Source organism: Citrobacter youngae (genome assembly GCF_003818115.1).
In the GTDB taxonomy this organism is placed as follows: domain Bacteria; phylum Pseudomonadota; class Gammaproteobacteria; order Enterobacterales; family Enterobacteriaceae; genus Citrobacter; species Citrobacter youngae.
This window is the reverse complement of the sequence record NZ_RPOI01000016.1, coordinates 460,845-479,055: the sequence shown is the minus strand read 5'-3', so window position 1 is coordinate 479,055 and position 18,211 is coordinate 460,845. Positions and strand designations below refer to the sequence as shown.

Genomic DNA, 18,211 nt, shown 5'->3' with positions numbered 1-18,211 from the left:
GGCCGCATAGCGGCCTTTTTAGTTATACGCGTCATACTTTGCGTATCGTTAAATCACTCTTCTTTGGGCGTTGCGTTTTCAACCCGGCTTTTTAACTTCTGCCCGGGTCTGAAGGTCACCACGCGCCGTGCTGTAATGGGAATATCTTCGCCCGTTTTCGGGTTACGTCCCGGACGTTGATTCTTATCACGCAGATCGAAGTTACCAAAACCAGAGAGTTTTACCTGCTCACCGTTTTCCAGAGCACGACGGATCTCTTCGAAAAACAGCTCGACCAGTTCTTTGGCATCCCGCTTGCTAAGCCCAAGCTTATCAAACAGATATTCTGACATTTCAGCTTTTGTAAGCGCCATAGGTTCAATCCCTCAATGATGCCTGGAATCGCTCTTTTAATGCCTCTACACATTTGGCGACGGTAGCGGCAATCTCCTCTTCTTCAAGTGTACGGCTGGTATCCTGAAGGATCAGGCTGATAGCGAGGCTCTTATAACCCTCCGCAACACCCTTACCGCGGTACACGTCAAACAAGTTTACGCCAACTACCTGATTTACGCCAACTTTCTTACATTCGGATAAAATATCCGCTGCGGGAACGTTTTCTGCCACAACAACGGCGATGTCACGGCGGTTCGCCGGGAAGCGAGAAACTTCACGCGCCTGAGGCACCACGCGGTCTGCGAGCTTATTCCACTCCAGTTCGAACACCAGAGTGCGACCGTTCAGATCCAGTTTACGTTCCAGCTCAGGATGAACAACCCCAATGAAACCAATACGTTCACCTTTCAGATAAATCGCCGCAGACTGACCCGGATGCAGGGCTGGATTCGCTTCAGCTTTGAACTGGATGTCCGCCAGTTTGCCTGTCAGGTCGAGGACCGCTTCCAGATCGCCCTTCAGATCATAGAAATCAACCGTCTCTTTCGCCAGATTCCAGTGTTCATCATGACGGTTGCCGCAGATAACGCCCGCCAGCATCAGATCCTGACGGATCCCGAGGTTAGCCTGCGTATCCGGTACAAAACGCAAACCTGTTTCAAAAATGCGTACGCGGTTCTGCTGACGGTTCTGGTTATACACTACCGTAGACAGCAAGCCGGTCCACAGGGACAAACGCATAGCCGACATATCAATAGAAATTGGGCTTGGCAGCAGCAGCGCTTCTTCACCCGGGTGCAGCAGCGACTGGACTTTCGGGTCGACGAAGCTGTAGGTAATTACTTCCTGGTAGCCTTTGTCATTCAGCATGGTTTTTACACGTTTCAGCGATAAATCCGCTTCTCGATGCTCACCCATGATAAGACCCGCCTGAATCGGCGTGTTCGGGATATTGTCATAACCGTATACGCGGGCGACTTCTTCGACCAGGTCTTCTTCGATTTCCATATCGAAACGCCAGCTCGGCGCGACCGCTTTCCACTCATCCTGCCCTTCCGTCACGTCACAACCCAGACGACGCAGAATGTCGCTCACCTGCTCATCCGCAATATGGTGTCCGATCAGACGATCCAGTTTGCTACGACGAAGCGTAATGGTTGCGCGTTTTGGCAGCGTGTCTTCGTTCGTCACGTCAATGACTGGACCCGCTTCGCCACCGCAGATATCGATCAGCAGGCGCGTTGCACGTTCCATGGCCTTATGTTGCAGAGCCGGATCAACACCACGCTCATAGCGGTGAGAAGCATCGGTGTGCAGACCGTGACGACGTGCGCGACCGGTAATAGACAGCGGGCTGAAGAATGCACATTCCAGCAGGACGTTTTGCGTTTCATCATTCACGCCGGAATGTTCGCCACCAAAGATGCCGCCCATCGCCAGCGCTTTGTTATAGTCCGCAATCACCAGCGTATCCGCATTCAGCTTCGCTTCGCTGCCATCCAGCAATACCAGGGTCTCACCCTCTTTTGCCATACGGACAACAATTCCGCCTTCAATGCGGTCTTTGTCGAATGCGTGCATCGGCTGGCCCAGTTCGAGCAGCACATAGTTAGTCACGTCAACCACGGCATCGATTGAACGAATACCGCAACGACGCAGTTTTTCTTTCATCCACAGCGGTGTCGGCGCTTTAACATTGATGCCTTTAACCACGCGGCCCAGATAGCGAGGGCAGGCTTCTACGGCTTCGACCTGAATCGGCAGGACGTCGCTAATGGTTGCCACTACAGGCGCGATTTCCGGCTCAACCAGCGGAGCTTTGTTCAGCACAGCAACATCACGTGCGACACCGATAATGCCTAAGCAGTCGGCGCGGTTCGGCGTGACGCTAATTTCGATAGTGTTGTCGTCAAGCTTAAGGTATTCGCGGATATCGGTGCCAATTGGCGCATCGGCAGGCAGTTCGATAATCCCGTTATGATCGTCGGAAATACCCAGCTCAGAGAATGAGCACAGCATACCTTCAGACGGCTCACCGCGCAGTTTTGCGGCTTTTATTTTGAAATCGCCCGGCAGAACGGCACCCACGGTTGCCACGGCCACTTTCAGCCCCTGACGGCAGTTTGGCGCACCGCAGACGATATCCAGCAGACGGTCGCCGCCTACATTCACTTTGGTGACACGCAGTTTGTCAGCGTTCGGGTGCTGAGCGCACTCAACCACTTCGCCCACCACAACGCCGTTGAACGCGCCGGAAACAGGTTCCACACCGTCAACTTCCAGACCCGCCATCGTGATTTGGTTTGACAGCGCATCGCTATCAATCGCCGGGTTTACCCATTCGCGTAACCACAGTTCACTGAATTTCATTGTATTACCCTGCCTTTATTTAAACTGTTTGAGGAAACGCAGATCGTTTTCGAAGAAAGAACGCAGATCGGTAACGCCATAACGCAGCATGGTCAGACGCTCCATCCCCATTCCGAAGGCAAAACCGGAGTAGATTTCTGGATCGATACCGACGTTACGCAGCACGTTCGGGTGAACCATTCCGCAGCCCAGTACTTCCAGCCATTTTCCGTTTTTGCCCATGACGTCAACTTCCGCAGAAGGTTCAGTGAACGGGAAGTAAGAAGGACGGAAACGAACCTGCAGGTCTTCTTCAAAGAAGTTACGCAGGAAATCGTGCAGCGTACCTTTCAGGTTGGTGAAATTGATATTGGTATCAACGATCAGGCCTTCCATCTGATGGAACATCGGGGTGTGCGTCTGATCGTAGTCGTTACGATAAACGCGGCCCGGGGCGATAATACGGATCGGCGGCTGTTTTTCCTTCATGGTGCGGATCTGCACGCCGGAAGTCTGTGTGCGCAGCAGACGCGTTGCATCAAACCAGAAAGTGTCGTGGTCAGCGCGCGCCGGGTGATGGCCAGGAATGTTCAGCGCATCGAAGTTGTGATAGTCATCTTCGATTTCCGGACCAGTCGCCACGGTAAAGCCCAGCTCACCGAAGAAACTTTCAATACGGTCGATAGTACGCGTTACCGGGTGCAGTCCACCATTTTCGATACGGCGTCCCGGCAGGGAGATATCGATAGTTTCTTCAGCCAGGCGCGCGTTCAGCGCGGCACTTTCTAATTCGGCTTTACGCGCGTTCAGCGCTTGCTGTACCTGCTCTTTGGCTTCATTGATTACCGCACCTGCTGCCGGGCGCTCTTCCGGTGGCAGCTCGCGCAGGGTTGTCATCTGAAGGGTCAGGTGCCCTTTCTTGCCCAAATATTCGACGCGGACATTGTCTAACGCGGCAACATCTGAAGCCTGGTTAATGGCGGCCGTTGCACTGGCAACCAGCTCTGCGAGATGTGACATGGTTTTCCTCGTTATGTTGCGATATTCACTAGTCGCTCGTATATACGCAAAATCATTCAAGTTGTATCAACGCAGCAAAAGAGCGAATGCAGCCAATACAGAGACAACTTGAAGGATGACGCGTATAAAAAAAGCCTCCACCAGGGAGGCTTTTAGGCGCTGTTTTCCGTTTCTTCTTTCACGCGCAAGCCTCCTGATTTCAGGTGCTAAAGTAAAAGAAGAAGCGGAAAATAGCAGCATTCATGCTTGCGTTACCTTGTGTGGTAAAAACCGGACAACCTTTATTGAAAAGGCTTACGGATAAATTGTCAACTAATTGATTGCACTACAAATAAAAGAGAGGGAGCCAGGCTCCCTCTTTTCACCGGCTTATGCCAGAGCTGCTTTCGCTTTTTCGACCAGAGCGGTGAACGCTACTTTGTCGAATACTGCGATGTCAGCCAGGATCTTACGGTCGATTTCAACAGAGGCTTTTTTCAGGCCGTTGATGAATTTGCTGTAAGAAATACCGTTCTGACGTGCTGCTGCGTTGATACGCGCAATCCACAGTTGACGGAACTGACGCTTCTTCTGACGACGGTCACGATAAGCGTACTGACCAGCTTTGATAACAGCCTGGAAGGCAACGCGGTATACGCGAGAACGCGCACCGTAGTAGCCTTTAGCTTGTTTCAAAATTTTCTTGTGACGTGCACGGGCAACTACACCACGTTTTACGCGAGCCATATGTGCTCTCCTGTCTCTATATTCTTAGTAAAAAAATGAATTAAACGTTAACGGCTTATGCGTACGGCAGGCACGCGATAACCAGACCCAGATCGCCTTTAGACACGAGGCCTTTTGGACGCAGGTGACGTTTACGCTTAGTAGATTTTTTGGTCAGAATATGACGCAGGTTTGCGTGCTTACGCTTAAATCCACCACCACCGGTTTTTTTGAAACGCTTAGCAGCACCGCGTACGGTCTTAATTTTTGGCATTTTAATAACTTCCACTTCGCATTGTTAATAAACGAAACGTAGGCGAACAACGGCTGTGGAACCCGTAGGCTCCACAGACATTGCTACTTGAAGGCCTTACTGTTTCTTCTTAGGAGCGAGCACCATGATCATCTGGCGGCCTTCGATCTTCGTAGGGAAGGATTCGACTACTGCCAGTTCACTCAGATCGTCACGGACGCGGTTGAGCACTTCCATGCCGATCTGTTGGTGGGCCATCTCACGACCGCGAAAACGCAGCGTGATCTTAGCCTTATCGCCATCTTCCAGAAAGCGTACCAGGCTGCGGAGTTTTACCTGGTAATCGCCATCGTCGGTGCCAGGACGGAATTTAATTTCCTTAACCTGGATAACTTTTTGCTTTTTCTTCTGTTCCTTAGAAGACTTACTCTTTTCATAAAGGAACTTGCCGTAGTCCATAATACGACAAACTGGCGGTTCGGCGTTAGGGCTGATTTCAACTAAATCTACTCCAGCTTCTTCAGCCTTTTCGATCGCTTCTCTCAGACTCACAATACCCAAAGCTTCGCCTTCCAGACCTGTTAAGCGAACTTCCAGGGCGCGAATCTCGCCATTGATACGATTCGGACGTGCCGTTTGAACTCGTTTTCCGCCTTTAATACCTTATTCCTCCAGTTGTTGAAGACTGCGGCTGCGAATCTCTTGTTGCAGCTTCTCAATCACTTCATTTACGTCCAGGCTGCCCAAGTCTTTGCCACGACGGGTGCGCACGGCAACTTTGCCTGCTTCTACCTCTTTGTCGCCACAGACCAACATGTAAGGGACACGACGTAAAGTGTGCTCGCGGATTTTAAAGCCTATCTTCTCATTTCTCAAGTCTGCTTTTACACGAATACCCGCATTTTGTAGTTTCTGCGTTAATTCGTTGACGTATTCAGACTGAGAATCGGTGATGTTCATGACCACAACCTGAACCGGCGCAAGCCAGGTCGGGAAGAAGCCAGCGAACTCTTCGGTCAGGATACCAATGAAACGTTCCATCGACCCAAGAATTGCGCGGTGAATCATAACCGGCACCTGACGTTCGTTGTTTTCGCCAACATAAGAGGCGCTTAAACGGGACGGCAGAGAGAAGTCCAGCTGTACAGTACCGCACTGCCATGCACGATCGAGGCAGTCATACAGGGTAAATTCAATTTTCGGACCGTAGAATGCGCCCTCACCCAGTTGGAACTCAAACGGGATGTTGTTTTCTTCCAGCGCAACGGCCAGGTCAGCTTCAGCACGGTCCCACATTTCATCGCTACCGATACGTTTTTCGGGGCGAGTGGACAGTTTGACGACGATTTTCTCGAAGCCAAAGGTGCTGTACATATCGTAGACCATACGAATGCAGGCGTTAACTTCATCGCGAATCTGCTCTTCAGTACAGAAGATATGTGCATCATCCTGGGTAAAGCCACGTACACGCATCAGACCGTGCAGCGCACCTGACGGCTCGTTACGGTGACAGCTACCAAATTCAGCCATACGCAACGGCAGATCGCGATAGGATTTCAGACCCTGGTTAAAGATCTGCACGTGGCCCGGGCAGTTCATAGGTTTAATGCAGTACTCACGGTTCTCAGACGAGGTCGTGAACATTGCATCTTTGTAGTTGTCCCAGTGACCTGTTTTTTCCCACAGCACACGGTCCATCATGAACGGACCTTTAACTTCCTGGTACTGATATTCTTTCAGTTTCGAGCGAACAAAAACTTCCAACTCGCGGAAGATAGTCCAGCCATCGTTATGCCAGAACACCATACCCGGTGCTTCTTCCTGCATATGATACAGGTCAAGCTGCTTACCAATTTTGCGGTGGTCTCGCTTGGCCGCTTCTTCCAGGCGTTGCAGGTAGGCATTCAGGGCTTTTTTATCGGCCCATGCAGTACCATAAATACGCTGCAGCATCTTGTTATTGCTGTCGCCACGCCAGTATGCCCCTGCGGTCTTCATCAGTTTGAAGTGATGGCAGAAACGCATGTTCGGCACGTGCGGGCCACGGCACATATCGACATATTCTTCATGATGGTACAAGCCTGGCTTGTCATCATGGGCGATGTTTTCATCAAGAATAGAGACTTTATAGGTCTCGCCACGCTTCACGAAGGTTTCGCGCGCTTCGTACCAGCTGACTTTCTTCTTAATGACATCGTAGTTTTTCTCAGCGAGCTCGTGCATCCGCTTCTCGAGCGCGTCGACATCTTCCTGGGTTAACGTACGGTCAAGATCGATATCGTAGTAAAAACCGTTGTCAACAACCGGTCCGATCGCCATTTTGGTGTTCGGCCAAAGTTGTTTGATCGCATGCCCTAACAGGTGCGCACAAGAGTGACGAATGATCTCCAGACCTTCTTCATCTTTCGCGGTGATGATGGAGAGTTTCGCATCATGTTCAATCAGATCGGAAGCATCTACCAGCTCACCGTTAACACGGCCAGCAATAGTCGCTTTCGCCAGACCTGGACCGATGTCCAGCGCAACATCCATGGGGCTTACAGCGTGGTCGTAATGGCGTTGGCTGCCATCAGGAAGAGTAATAACAGGCATGTTATATCCTTATTTGCAGTGGTGCCCCACACGTAAGAGCACATACAAAGATTCAATATTTAAAATTATCAAAAAGGTCTGGGCTGATTCCCGCTTCACTCTGCGAAATATGTCACAGGTCACCTGACTGGTAACACTGGACCTACGCCCGTTTTTTGATAACACCGTTTGACAGTGTACACGGCATTAGGATGCGATCAAAGCAACAATCAACGTGCACTCTATGATGTAAATCAATTCACTGACACCCTGACGTCTTTGTTACACTTGTAGAAAGTCATTTCACCGGAGCAGGAAAAAACAATGCCAACAAACCGCTTTGCGAAGAAACACTGGAAGATGGTGGTGATCCTGCTGGTTATTTGTGCGGCAATGCTGATGCTGCGTTGGGCAGCAATGATCTGGGGTTAAAATACTGGCCGCTTTTCTGGTTCCGTTGTATTTATCAATTAAATCGAATTCATCTGAAAAATAGCAAGTTATCGATAAGCATTAAAAATAAAACACAGATTAACTTTTAAATAAACTTAACGTTAATAGATAAAAGCCGGGCCAATTATTTGGCCCGGTTTGTCACTACATACGATAACCGAGCGAAAGCGTCGTGCGGCGATCGGTATGTTCCGGCGCGGTTGCCGGCGGTTCGGAGTTCCAGGTGACGTTGTACGCGACCTTCAATCCAAAGTGTTCGTTGATGGCAACGTTTAAGGCCGTTTCAGAGTTAAGCGTTGTATCATCTGCACCAAATACCGACACACCCTGCGTAAACTTGGTGTTGTCCGTCATCTGCCACGCATAAGCCCCGGACGCATAACCTAACGGTTGCGTTTCAGTGGTGCCATCAGTGTGCTCGTCATAACGTACACCAGGACCGAATTCAAAGCGGAAACTGTGCACCGGTCCATTAAGAAACTGGCGACCATAACCGGCCGTTAGCACGTCACGCTCACGGTATCCGTTATAACGGTCTGTTAACCAACTGGCCTGACCAAAGAGATAGTCATAGTCAGTCATGTTGTAACGACTACGACCACCTACAGCATATTTCTCAGATGAACGCTCATCATTTGAGGAGGTGTTGCTGGCATTTCCCCACAGAGACCACGCCGTAGATTGACCATACCAAGTCATGGTGGTGTCGGCGGTTAAAGAAGAACTTTTTGTGTTGCCTGACTGGGCAAGATATCCCGCGTTCAGGTTACCTTCAAAGGGTTTTTTCGCGCTGGAAGGGTCATCCATGACAGTAAAAACGGAATCATCGGCGGCGGCATGCATTGACGCAAACACGCACCCCGTCAGCAATACTGCTGCGGGCACTGTCTTCAAAAGCTTCATTTATAAAGAGTCCGTACAACAAAAAAAGAGACCATAACGGTCTCGGAAACTTTCATGTGGATCAATGACAAAAGACCCTTGAAAGGTAACAAATTATAAAAAGACTCGAATAACATAGCAATAAATTCTTATTTCATTTTTTGAATAAGAGCGTTCCTAATCCTTTATTTTATTTATATATCTTTGGCACGAAAATTTTAAATAAAGCTGCGAGAAATCATGTTGTTAATTACTTCACTTTCGTGGCGTTAAGTGCCAGACTGGGGTCAGCCTAACAGGAGGTAAAGATGGTACGTATCTATACGTTAACACTTGCGCCCTCTCTCGATAGCGCAACAACCACTCCACAAATCTACCCCGAAGGTAAACTTCGCTGTACCTCACCAGTTTTTGAACCTGGCGGCGGAGGCATCAACGTCGCCCGCGCCATTGCACATCTTGGCGGAACTGCAACGGCCATCTTTCCGGTCGGTGGTGCAACCGGCGAGCACTTAGTTTCTTTACTTGCCGACGAAAATGTTCCCGTCTCGACTATCGAGGCTAAAGACTGGACCCGACAAAATCTCCATGTCCACGTCGAATCCAGCGGCGAGCAGTATCGTTTTGTCATGCCCGGTGCCGCGCTGACTGATGACGAATTCTACCAATTGCAGGATCAGGTACTGGAAATTGAATCGGGTGCGATACTGGTCATTAGCGGCAGTTTGCCGCCCGGTGTACAAATAGAAAAAATGACCCGGCTCATCACTACCGCACAAAAACAGGGCATTCGCTGCATTGTCGATAGCTCCGGTGAGGCGCTGACGGCGGCCTTAGCCATCGGCGGTATCGAACTGGTAAAACCTAACCTCAAAGAATTGAGTGCGCTGGTGAAACGCGAACTCACGCAACCCGATGATGTCCGCAAAGCGGCACAGGAGATTGTACAAAGCGGCAAAGCGCTTCGCGTTGTGGTCTCTCTTGGGCCACAAGGGGCGTTGGGCGTCAATCAAGAAACGTGCGTCCAGGTCGTCCCTCCGCCGGTGAAAAGCCAAAGTACCGTTGGTGCAGGCGACAGTATGGTCGGCGCGATGACGTTGAAACTGGCAGAAAATGCCTCATTTGAAGATATTGTGCGTTTTGGCGTCGCTGCGGGTAGTGCAGCAACGCTGAATCAGGGCACGCGGCTGTGCGCATTGGACGATACGCAAAAAATTTATTCGTATCTCACTCAGTAATGACACCGTCCCTCTTTTGAAGAGAAAGGGGGATTCTCGCGTAAAACTGTCAGCATGGGTGTTATGCGACTATGATAAAAAATCACGTGATTACAAAGAAGTGAATCATGTGCAGTCAGACGTCTCCACAACGGTACGGGGTGAAGAAGAGCGACAAACATTAAGTGCCTTTCCAGCGATGACGCGTCCGTGGTGTGCGTCAGTTCGTGTTTTTTAACCGCATTCTTGCGCTAACCTTATGATCTGGCAGACAACATGGGGAGAGACATCATGTGGCAGGCTATCAGTCGTCTTTTAAGCGAGCAATTAGGTGAAGGCGAAATCGAACTGCGTAATGAACTGCCCGGCGGAGAGATTCACGCCGCATGGCATTTACGCTATGCGGGGAGAGATTTTTTCGTCAAATGCGATGAAAGAGAGCTGTTAACCGGCTTTACGGCAGAAGCCGATCAGCTGGAGCTACTTTCCCGCAGTCAAACTGTATCTGTACCGAAAGTCTGGGCAGTAGGCGCAGACAGAGATTACAGCTTTCTGGTGATGGATTTCCTCCCTCCCCGTCCGCTTGATGCGCATAACGCGTTTATTCTCGGTCAACAGCTTGCGCATTTGCACGAATGGAGCGATCAGCCTCAGTTTGGCCTCGACTTCGATAATGCACTCTCCACTACGCCACAACCCAATGCCTGGCAGCGTCGCTGGTCAACCTTCTTCGCCGAGCAACGCATCGGCTGGCAACTGGAACTTGCGGCGGAAAAAGGCATTGCGTTTGGCAATATTGACGCCATTGTCGATCATGTTCAACAACGACTCTCCTCCCATCAGCCACAACCTTCTCTCCTGCACGGCGATTTGTGGTCGGCAAACTGTGCGCTCGGGCCGAATGGCCCCTACATCTTTGACCCCGCCTGTTACTGGGGTGACAGAGAGTGCGATCTGGCAATGTTGCCGTTACATACCGATCAACCGCCGCAGATTTATGACGGTTACCAGTCTGTCTCACCACTACCGCTGGACTTTCTCGACAGGCAGCCAATCTACCAGCTCTATACGCTACTGAATCGAGCAATTCTGTTCGGAGGACAGCATCTGGTTGTGGCGCAGAAAGCGCTGGATAGATTACTCGCTGCTTAGCTACGTACCGCGTTGCTTATCAGGCCTGCCGTTTCGCAACGTGGCAGGCCCGATAGAGCAGCACTTACAAAAATCCCAGTAATGAAAAGAAGAAATAGCCGATCACGATAACGATCACCGGCAAAATATAGAGCGGGAAGATTTGTAAAAAGATCGTATGATGTGGCACGATAATACGCGACTCAATTTGCTCACGCGATAACCCTTCACTGCCTTTTGCCTGTTCCAGAATCAACTGATCTTCAACGCCCTCGCGTAAAAAACGCGCCTGACGACTCATTCTGGCGCCAGAGTCCTGCAATGCCAGACCGATGAATATCAGAATGAAAATCAACCAAAAAACAAGATTAAGTCCGGTCTGAAAATCCGGTGTCGGCGAGTTATACCAAAACAGATTGAGAAACGGTGTATTCACCCGCATCATGTCGATCATCACGTGGGCAAAATCGAGCATTACCGCATTAATCCCTTCCTGCTTTTCGCTGTGCGCGTACATAAACTTCAGTACTGAAACCAGTGCTGAAATCAGCGCCGGGATGAAAATCACCCATCCCAGCAACCTTTTCAAGACAGCAATGCGTCCAGCTTGTTGATACGTCATGAGTTCCCCTTGATAAAGACGTGTCATTTTGGCCTAAGTTTACCCGTTGATAACCGTTTTCGCCTGATCTTTAAAGGCGGTATACTGCCAAATTAGCCATAATGAACGCTTAGAGCTCGTTCTGGTGGGCTCTTAATCCCTGTTATCAGCCTAAAGGAGAGGTTGTGATGCCAACCCCGCGTCAAATTCTTGCTGCAATTTTCGATATGGATGGATTACTGGTCGATTCAGAACCGCTTTGGGATCAGGCCGAACTGGATGTGATTGCAAGTTTAGGCGTAGATATCACCCGCCGCCATGAACTTCCCGACACGCTTGGTTTACGTATCGATATGGTTGTTGATCTTTGGTTTGCGCAGCAACCGTGGAACGGTCCCTCACGTCAGGAGGTCACCGAGCGCATCATCACCCGGGCCATTGCGTTAGTGGAAGAAACAAAACCGCTGCTGCCGGGTGTGCGTGAAGCCGTGGCGTTGTGCAAATCTCAGGGAATCAAAGTAGGACTGGCATCCGCTTCGCCGCTGCATATGCTGGAAAAAGTGCTGACCATGTTTGATCTGCGCAACGACTTCGACGCGCTGGCTTCTGCAGAAAAACTGCCTTACAGCAAACCGCACCCGCAGGTTTACCTCGATTGTGCGGCGAAACTGGGCATTGACCCTATAAACTGCGTTGCGCTGGAAGACTCGGTAAATGGCATGATTGCTTCAAAAGCCGCCCGTATGCGTTCCATCGTCGTACCAGCGCATGAGAATCAGGACGATCCTCGCTTCGTTCTTGCCGATGTCAAATTAACCTCACTCACCGAACTCACTGCCGTTCATCTGCGCGGCTAATCCTGTAACGGGCAATGATCGTATTGCCCGCCCTCTCAGATTTTTTATTTTTAAAACATCGTTTCACTTTTAATTGTGTTTCTGTTTAACCTCTCCTATCCTTGCCCTATAGAGCAAGCGTTAATGACATAAATAGTTGAGGTAAACATGATTCAGGAAGCTTTTCGTCTCGAAGGTAAAGTAGCCATCGTCACTGGATGTGACACCGGCCTTGGGCAGGGTATGGCAGTGGCGCTGGCTGAAGCGGGCTGCGATGTAGTCGGCGTGAATCGTAAAATACCACATGAAACCGCAGAGAAAATTAACGCCCTCGGTCGACGTTTTATGGCTATTCAGGCCGACCTCAGCCAACAAGATGATCTCACCAGCATCGTGACACAATCGGTGTCGGCGTTTGGCCGGGTCGATATTCTGGTTAACAATGCAGGAACTATACGCCGTCAGGATGCGCTGGACTTCAGTGAAAAAGACTGGGATGACGTGATGAATCTGAATCTCAAATCCGTTTTTTTCCTGTCACAGGCAGTGGCGCGCCAGTTTCTGGTTCAGGGCAACGGCGGAAAAATCATTAACATTGCCTCAATGCTCTCTTTTCAGGGCGGAATCCGCGTTCCTTCCTACACCGCATCAAAAAGTGGCGTGCTTGGAATCACCCGCTTACTGGCTAATGAGTGGGCGGCTCAGGGAATTAATGTCAATGCCATCGCACCCGGTTATATGGCGACAAACAATACGCAGCAGCTGCGCGAAGACAGTACGCGTAATCAGCAAATTGTCGATCGCATTCCCGCAGGGCGCTGGGGAACACCGGATGACTTGCAAGGCCCGGTCGTTTTTCTCGCCAGCCAGGCTTCTGACTATATCAATGGTTACACGCTTGCCGTGGACGGCGGTTGGTTGGCGCGTTAATCGTGCATTTGTGACAAAGGGTTACAACGTCACCTCTTCCGCCTACTGTATAAAACCCCTATACTGTATGAATTGACAGTTCATTGGGTTTTATCATGACGGCGGAAGGCCATCTCCTTTTTTCTATTGCCTGTGCGGTATTTGCCAAAAATGCCGAGCTGACGCCCGTTCTTGCTCAGGGTGATTGGTGGCATATTGTACCTTCGGCCATTTTAACCTGCCTGCTACCCGATATCGATCACCCGAAATCCCTGCTCGGGCAGCGGCTGAAGTGGATATCAAAGCCTATTGCCCGGGCATTTGGCCATCGCGGGTTTACTCACAGCCTGCTGGCCGTCTTTGCCCTGCTGGCCACGTTTTACCTGAAAGTTCCGGATAGCTGGATAATCCCGGCCGATGCCTTACAAGGTATGGTTCTCGGTTATCTCAGTCACATTCTGGCTGACATGCTGACTCCGGCAGGCGTTCCCCTGCTTTGGCCCTGCCGCTGGCGTTTTCGTCTGCCCATCCTCGTGCCGCAAAAAGGCAACCAACTGGAACGGTTCCTGTGCATGGCGCTGTTTGCCTGGGCTATCTGGATGCCGCAGACCGTACAAGAGAACAGCGCGGTACGCTGGTCATCACAGATGATTAATACGCTGCAAATGCAGTTTAATCGTTTTATAACGCACCAGGTTGACTAATAAATCAGCCAAAATGTCATTTTAGGTATAAACAATTCCATTTGAATATAAGAGGCAAGTCACAGTTCTGCTAATCTTGCGCCAACAGAATCACCATTGCATGGTGATACGCATAATAAGATCAGGAGAACGGGGATGAACTTTCCATTAATCGCGAACATTATCGTGTTCGTAGTACTGCTGTTCGTGCTGGCGCAAGCCCGCCACAAACAGTGGAGTCTGGCCAAAAAAGTACTGGTCGGTCTGGTCATGGGCGTGGTGTTTGGTCTCGCCCTGCATACCATTTATGGCTCCGACAGCCAGGTTCTTAAAGATTCCGTACAGTGGTTCAACATTGTCGGCAACGGTTATGTCCAGTTGCTGCAGATGATTGTCATGCCGCTGGTATTTGCGTCTATTCTCAGCGCCGTTGCGCGTCTGCACAACGCCTCTCAGTTAGGTAAAATCAGCTTCCTGACCATCGGCACGCTGCTGTTTACAACGCTGATTGCCGCACTGGTCGGGGTTCTGGTAACCAACCTGTTCGGCCTGACCGCCGAAGGCCTGGTGCAAGGTGGTGCCGAGACTGCACGTCTGAACGCTATTGAAACCAACTATGTTGGCAAAGTGGCTGACCTCAGCGTTCCGCAGCTGGTACTGTCGTTTATCCCGAAAAACCCGTTTGCCGATCTGACCGGTGCTAACCCGACGTCGATTATCAGCGTGGTCATCTTTGCTGCATTCCTCGGTGTTGCCGCACTGAAGCTGTTGAAAGATGATGCGCCAAAAGGCGAGCGCGTATTAACGGCTATCGATACCCTGCAAAGCTGGGTGATGAAGCTGGTTCGTCTGGTGATGCAGTTGACGCCGTATGGTGTTCTGGCGCTGATGACCAAAGTGGTTGCCGGTTCCAACCTGCAGGACATCATTAAGCTGGGTAGCTTCGTCGTTGCTTCGTATCTCGGCCTGGGCATTATGTTCGTCGTACACGGCATCCTGCTGGGTATTAACGGCGTTAGCCCACTGAAATACTTCCGCAAAGTCTGGCCAGTACTGACTTTCGCCTTCACCAGCCGTTCCAGTGCCGCTTCTATTCCACTGAACGTTGAAGCGCAAACCCGCCGTCTGGGCGTCCCTGAGTCCATCGCCAGCTTTGCCGCCTCTTTTGGTGCAACGATTGGTCAAAACGGTTGTGCGGGTCTGTATCCGGCGATGCTGGCCGTGATGGTGGCACCAACTGTCGGCATTAACCCGCTGGACCCAATGTGGATTGCCACGCTGGTGGGTATCGTGACCGTCAGTTCTGCAGGAGTTGCGGGTGTGGGCGGCGGCGCGACCTTCGCGGCACTGATCGTACTGCCTGCCATGGGTCTGCCGGTCACACTGGTTGCTCTGTTGATCTCAGTTGAACCGCTGATCGATATGGGGCGTACTGCATTGAACGTTAGCGGTTCCATGACCGCTGGTACGCTGACCAGCCAATGGCTGAAACAGACCGATAAATCGATTCTGGACAGCGACGATCACGCCGAACTGGCGCATCGCTAAAAGCCTGTCTGCGCAAAACAAAAAACCGCCAGTGAGTTATGCTCCGGCGGTTTTTTTATATCCGATTAATCGCTCAGTTCGTTTTCCTGGCGAATCTGGTTAGCCCAGCGCTGGGCCGACTCCGGAACCGTAAATGCAGGCGAACGCTGAAACGCCTCCCCCATTAAGACAAAAGCGACATATTTTCCGCGCAGTATCCATACGTCACGAAACGCGTCCATTTTCACCGCATGCTCTGGCGGAGCGGGCTCCACGCGAGGAACATAGCTGATGACCGGACGATTTTGTTGGCGAAGAGGTTTCATAATCAGTTGCTTCACTAAAGACAAATTCTAAAAATCTGAAAAACGCTATCTTAGCTGATTTTACCCCTGGACGGTGCAAAAACAGTGAATTCGTGAAGTGGGTGGCGATAATGGGGGGAACAGATAAGTTGCAGCAAACATCAATGACGCAGACAAAAAAATGCGGCGCACCGACGCGCCGCCAACTCAGGAATTAAACGTTCAGAAAACTGCCAAGACGATAACCGCGCTCCGCAATAGCGTATTTCAATGACGAAGACGTCAGTACGTCAAGCTCAGTTAAGCGGGGGTAACAGTAGGCACTTTGTCGAATGATGTCATCGATAAACGCCGGATGACACATCACTTCCAGCGAGGACTCTCCCCGGTCTGCGGACGCGTCCAGCGTCTGCAAAAACAGGGCCTCAGAAATCGCGTCGCCATAAAACTCACTGCTAAATCCCTGGGAGGTACGCAACGTTTCCGGTAAATCGGACGCCTGGAACACCGTCTGCCGATCGATCCGCAACGCAACGCCTCTCTCCGCGGCAAAACTGGCGACAATCGGGAAAATCTGCGGGAACATATGCACGTGGTGATGACTATCCAGATGCGTCGGCTCCCGCCCGAACAGGTCAATAAAACGCTGATACTGTGCAGCCAGCTCCCGAGAAATCTCTTCCAGCGGCAACGTTTCTTCCTCTGCCATCTGCCAGATCCATTTCCCTAACACACCGTCACGCGTCAGACCCGGCATAGCCGTTAACGGTTTGCCGAGCGTCAGGACAAAGTGCATCCCAACGGCAAGCTCCGGTATATCGCGACTAAGCTGTACCGCATGCTCTATCGCCTCGCCATTCACCAGGGCCGTGGTTGAGGTGACAATGCCATTGCGACAGGCTTCAACAATGCCGTAGTTTTGTCCTTTGCTCAGGCCAAAATCATCCGCATTCACAATCAGTACGCGTTCCATAGCCAACCTCAGTTAGTGTTGTTCGCTTTTAAGTTTCTCGATGCATCCGGCGAAATTTGGCAGCCATTTTTCATGCGCCAGAATCAGCTCACGGGCAAGAATTTCAGCATCAGTGTCGGAATGCACCAGCGGGCTCAGGTTCAACGCCAGCAGCACATCATTCAACTCGCCGCTCAGTGCTGCGTTGCTCGCCGCCACTTCAAAACCTTTAATGGTATAGATAAGCCCCAGAACCTTTTCATCGAAATGGGTGATACGTGGGTGCGGAGTTGCACCATTGCGCCCCAGCGTGCAGGTCATCTCAACGGCCCAGTCCGCAGGAATATTATCAACATGGCCATGATGAGGAATGTTGACGTAATGTTCGGTCTGTTTGTCGTTGTAGATAGCATTGATGACTTCACACGCGGCATCAGAGTAATAAGCCCCGCCACGCTGTTCCAGCTCTTTCGGCTTAACATTCAACTCAGGATTTTTATACAGATCAAACAGTTGCTTTTCTACTTTCTGTACCACCTGTGCGCGTGCACCACCTTTGTAATATTCGCCCATTTCAATCGCCAGCATCTCTTTTGGCTTGAAGTAGTACAGCAAATACGAGCACGGCAGCAGCCTCAGTGAACGAATCAGCCCTTCACTGAACGGCAGATCGAAGATGTTCTTCACGCCAGAGGCTTTCAACTGACCCGACGCAACGCCGTCCAGCAGTTCATCAAAGCGTGACACACCGTTGACCAGAACATCCTTAATGAAGACCATATGGTTCAGACCAAACAGATCGATGGATAAGTCATCGCTCTCTTTCAGCGCCAGCACGTCGCTGATGAACATTTTCATGCCGATCGGAATATTACATACCCCGATGAATTTCTTGAAATTCGTATGGCGATAAACCGCCTCAGTCACCATCCCGGCTGGGTTAGTGAAGTTGATCACCCACGCATTCGGGCACAGTTCTTCCACATCTTTCACAATATCAAAGATAACCGGAATGGTACGCAGGCCTTTGAACAGCCCGCCAGCGCCGTTGGTTTCCTGCCCCAGATACCCGTGGCTCAGCGGAATGCGTTCATCCTTTTCACGGGCTTGCAGTTGCCCAACCCGCAACTGGGTAGTAACGAAATCAGCATCTTTCAGCGCTTCGCGGCGATCCAGCGTTTTATACACTTTCATCGGGACGCCAGCTTTATCAATCATGCGCTGGCAGAGGTCAAAAATAATGTCCAGCTTCTCTTTACCACCGTCGACATCCACCAGCCACAATTCAGAGACCGGTAATTCATGATAACGCTTAATAAAGCCTTCAAGTAATTCAGGGGTGTAGCTGCTCCCGCCACCGATAGTGACGACTTTTAATTTCTGGCTCATAATTTCTCCCTTCAGTGTAAAAACACTGACACGTATTATGCTCAACCCATTCG

At 50.7% G+C, this 18,211-nt stretch carries 20 protein-coding genes and 1 other annotated feature; of the genes, 7 read left to right on the top strand and 13 right to left on the bottom strand.

The features are described 5' to 3' along the window. Nucleotides 1-53: 53 nt before the first annotated feature. From ihfA to thrS, 8 genes are all read right to left on the bottom strand, one after another. The gene (gene ihfA / locus EHN13_RS15445; protein ID WP_003030571.1) at nt 54-353 is read right to left on the bottom strand and encodes an integration host factor subunit alpha; all 300 of its coding nucleotides are present in this window, start codon (nt 351-353) and stop codon (nt 54-56) included. A gap of 4 nt (nt 354-357) precedes the next feature. After that, a complete protein-coding gene (gene pheT, locus EHN13_RS15440; RefSeq protein WP_124021691.1) occupies nt 358-2,745 on the bottom strand; it encodes a phenylalanine--tRNA ligase subunit beta in 2,388 nt (795 codons plus the stop codon). A 15-nt stretch (nt 2,746-2,760) separates the two neighbouring features. Beyond that, entirely contained in the window at nt 2,761-3,744 is a 984-nt protein-coding gene (gene pheS / locus EHN13_RS15435; RefSeq protein ID WP_003832580.1) for a phenylalanine--tRNA ligase subunit alpha, read from the bottom strand. A 124-nt stretch (nt 3,745-3,868) separates the two neighbouring features. Next, nucleotides 3,869-3,993, bottom strand: a sequence feature (Phe leader region). Continuing rightward, entirely contained in the window at nt 3,944-3,988 is a 45-nt protein-coding gene (gene pheM / locus EHN13_RS24050; protein WP_001386830.1) for a pheST operon leader peptide PheM, read from the bottom strand. (Overlaps the previous feature by 45 nt.) A 120-nt stretch (nt 3,994-4,113) precedes the next feature. Then, nucleotides 4,114-4,470 (bottom strand): 50S ribosomal protein L20, encoded by a 357-nt coding sequence (gene rplT, locus EHN13_RS15425; protein WP_003030578.1) that lies wholly within the window; start codon nt 4,468-4,470, stop codon nt 4,114-4,116. A gap of 55 nt (nt 4,471-4,525) precedes the next feature. Then, nucleotides 4,526-4,723 (bottom strand): 50S ribosomal protein L35, encoded by a 198-nt coding sequence (gene rpmI / locus EHN13_RS15420; protein ID WP_003030583.1) that lies wholly within the window; start codon nt 4,721-4,723, stop codon nt 4,526-4,528. Nucleotides 4,724-4,819: 96 nt separating this feature from the next. Continuing rightward, nucleotides 4,820-5,362 carry a translation initiation factor IF-3 gene (infC, locus tag EHN13_RS15415; RefSeq protein WP_048997935.1) on the bottom strand — a complete coding sequence of 181 codons (543 nt, stop codon included), beginning with the start codon at nt 5,360-5,362 and terminating at the stop codon, nt 4,820-4,822. Nucleotides 5,363-5,365: 3 nt separating this feature from the next. Further along, nucleotides 5,366-7,294 (bottom strand): threonine--tRNA ligase, encoded by a 1,929-nt coding sequence (gene thrS / locus EHN13_RS15410; RefSeq protein WP_040233697.1) that lies wholly within the window; start codon nt 7,292-7,294, stop codon nt 5,366-5,368. A gap of 303 nt (nt 7,295-7,597) precedes the next feature. On the opposite strand from thrS, the gene yniD reads away from it, so the two are divergent. Further along, a complete protein-coding gene (gene yniD / locus EHN13_RS15405) occupies nt 7,598-7,705 on the top strand; it encodes a small membrane protein YniD (RefSeq protein ID WP_003030590.1) in 108 nt (35 codons plus the stop codon). A 165-nt stretch (nt 7,706-7,870) separates the two neighbouring features. Here yniD and EHN13_RS15400 read toward each other — a convergent pair whose 3' ends face one another. Further along, on the bottom strand, nt 7,871-8,629 hold the full coding sequence (locus tag EHN13_RS15400; protein WP_048211874.1) for a DUF481 domain-containing protein: 759 nt from the start codon (nt 8,627-8,629) through the stop codon (nt 7,871-7,873). Between the two features lie 287 nt (nt 8,630-8,916). Here EHN13_RS15400 and pfkB point away from each other — a divergent pair, with 287 nt between their 5' ends. After that, on the top strand, nt 8,917-9,846 hold the full coding sequence (pfkB, locus tag EHN13_RS15395) for a 6-phosphofructokinase II (RefSeq protein WP_124021690.1): 930 nt from the start codon (nt 8,917-8,919) through the stop codon (nt 9,844-9,846). Between the two features lie 270 nt (nt 9,847-10,116). Beyond that, on the top strand, nt 10,117-10,977 hold the full coding sequence (locus tag EHN13_RS15390; RefSeq protein WP_124021689.1) for a fructosamine kinase family protein: 861 nt from the start codon (nt 10,117-10,119) through the stop codon (nt 10,975-10,977). Between the two features lie 64 nt (nt 10,978-11,041). On the opposite strand, the gene EHN13_RS15385 is transcribed toward EHN13_RS15390, so the two are convergent. Next, entirely contained in the window at nt 11,042-11,578 is a 537-nt protein-coding gene (locus EHN13_RS15385) for a YniB family protein (protein WP_124021688.1), read from the bottom strand. 167 nt (nt 11,579-11,745) lie between these two features. Here EHN13_RS15385 and hxpB point away from each other — a divergent pair, with 167 nt between their 5' ends. The 4 genes from hxpB to tcyP all read left to right on the top strand — a co-directional run bounded on the left by hxpB (nt 11,746) and on the right by tcyP (nt 15,533). Further along, a complete protein-coding gene (gene hxpB / locus EHN13_RS15380) occupies nt 11,746-12,414 on the top strand; it encodes a hexitol phosphatase HxpB (protein WP_061067783.1) in 669 nt (222 codons plus the stop codon). Nucleotides 12,415-12,561: 147 nt separating this feature from the next. Continuing rightward, nucleotides 12,562-13,323: a 2-dehydro-3-deoxy-D-gluconate 5-dehydrogenase KduD gene (kduD, locus tag EHN13_RS15375; RefSeq protein WP_124021687.1), complete on the top strand. Its 762-nt coding sequence runs from the start codon at nt 12,562-12,564 to the stop codon at nt 13,321-13,323. Nucleotides 13,324-13,406: 83 nt separating this feature from the next. Then, on the top strand, nt 13,407-14,006 hold the full coding sequence (locus tag EHN13_RS15370) for a metal-dependent hydrolase (protein WP_086523651.1): 600 nt from the start codon (nt 13,407-13,409) through the stop codon (nt 14,004-14,006). A gap of 135 nt (nt 14,007-14,141) precedes the next feature. Further along, nucleotides 14,142-15,533, top strand: a complete 1,392-nt coding sequence (gene tcyP / locus EHN13_RS15365) for a cystine/sulfocysteine:cation symporter (RefSeq protein ID WP_048211881.1) — start codon at nt 14,142-14,144, stop codon at nt 15,531-15,533. 65 nt (nt 15,534-15,598) lie between these two features. Here the strand turns inward: tcyP and cedA are convergent, their stop codons facing one another. The 3 genes from cedA to EHN13_RS15350 form a co-directional block, all read right to left on the bottom strand. Next, nucleotides 15,599-15,862, bottom strand: a complete 264-nt coding sequence (cedA, locus tag EHN13_RS15360; RefSeq protein WP_071887334.1) for a cell division activator CedA — start codon at nt 15,860-15,862, stop codon at nt 15,599-15,601. Nucleotides 15,863-16,031: 169 nt separating this feature from the next. After that, a complete protein-coding gene (gene chbG / locus EHN13_RS15355) occupies nt 16,032-16,790 on the bottom strand; it encodes a chitin disaccharide deacetylase (protein ID WP_101741715.1) in 759 nt (252 codons plus the stop codon). A 12-nt stretch (nt 16,791-16,802) separates the two neighbouring features. Further along, entirely contained in the window at nt 16,803-18,158 is a 1,356-nt protein-coding gene (locus EHN13_RS15350; protein WP_048211884.1) for a 6-phospho-beta-glucosidase, read from the bottom strand. Between the last annotated feature and the right edge of the window lie 53 nt (nt 18,159-18,211).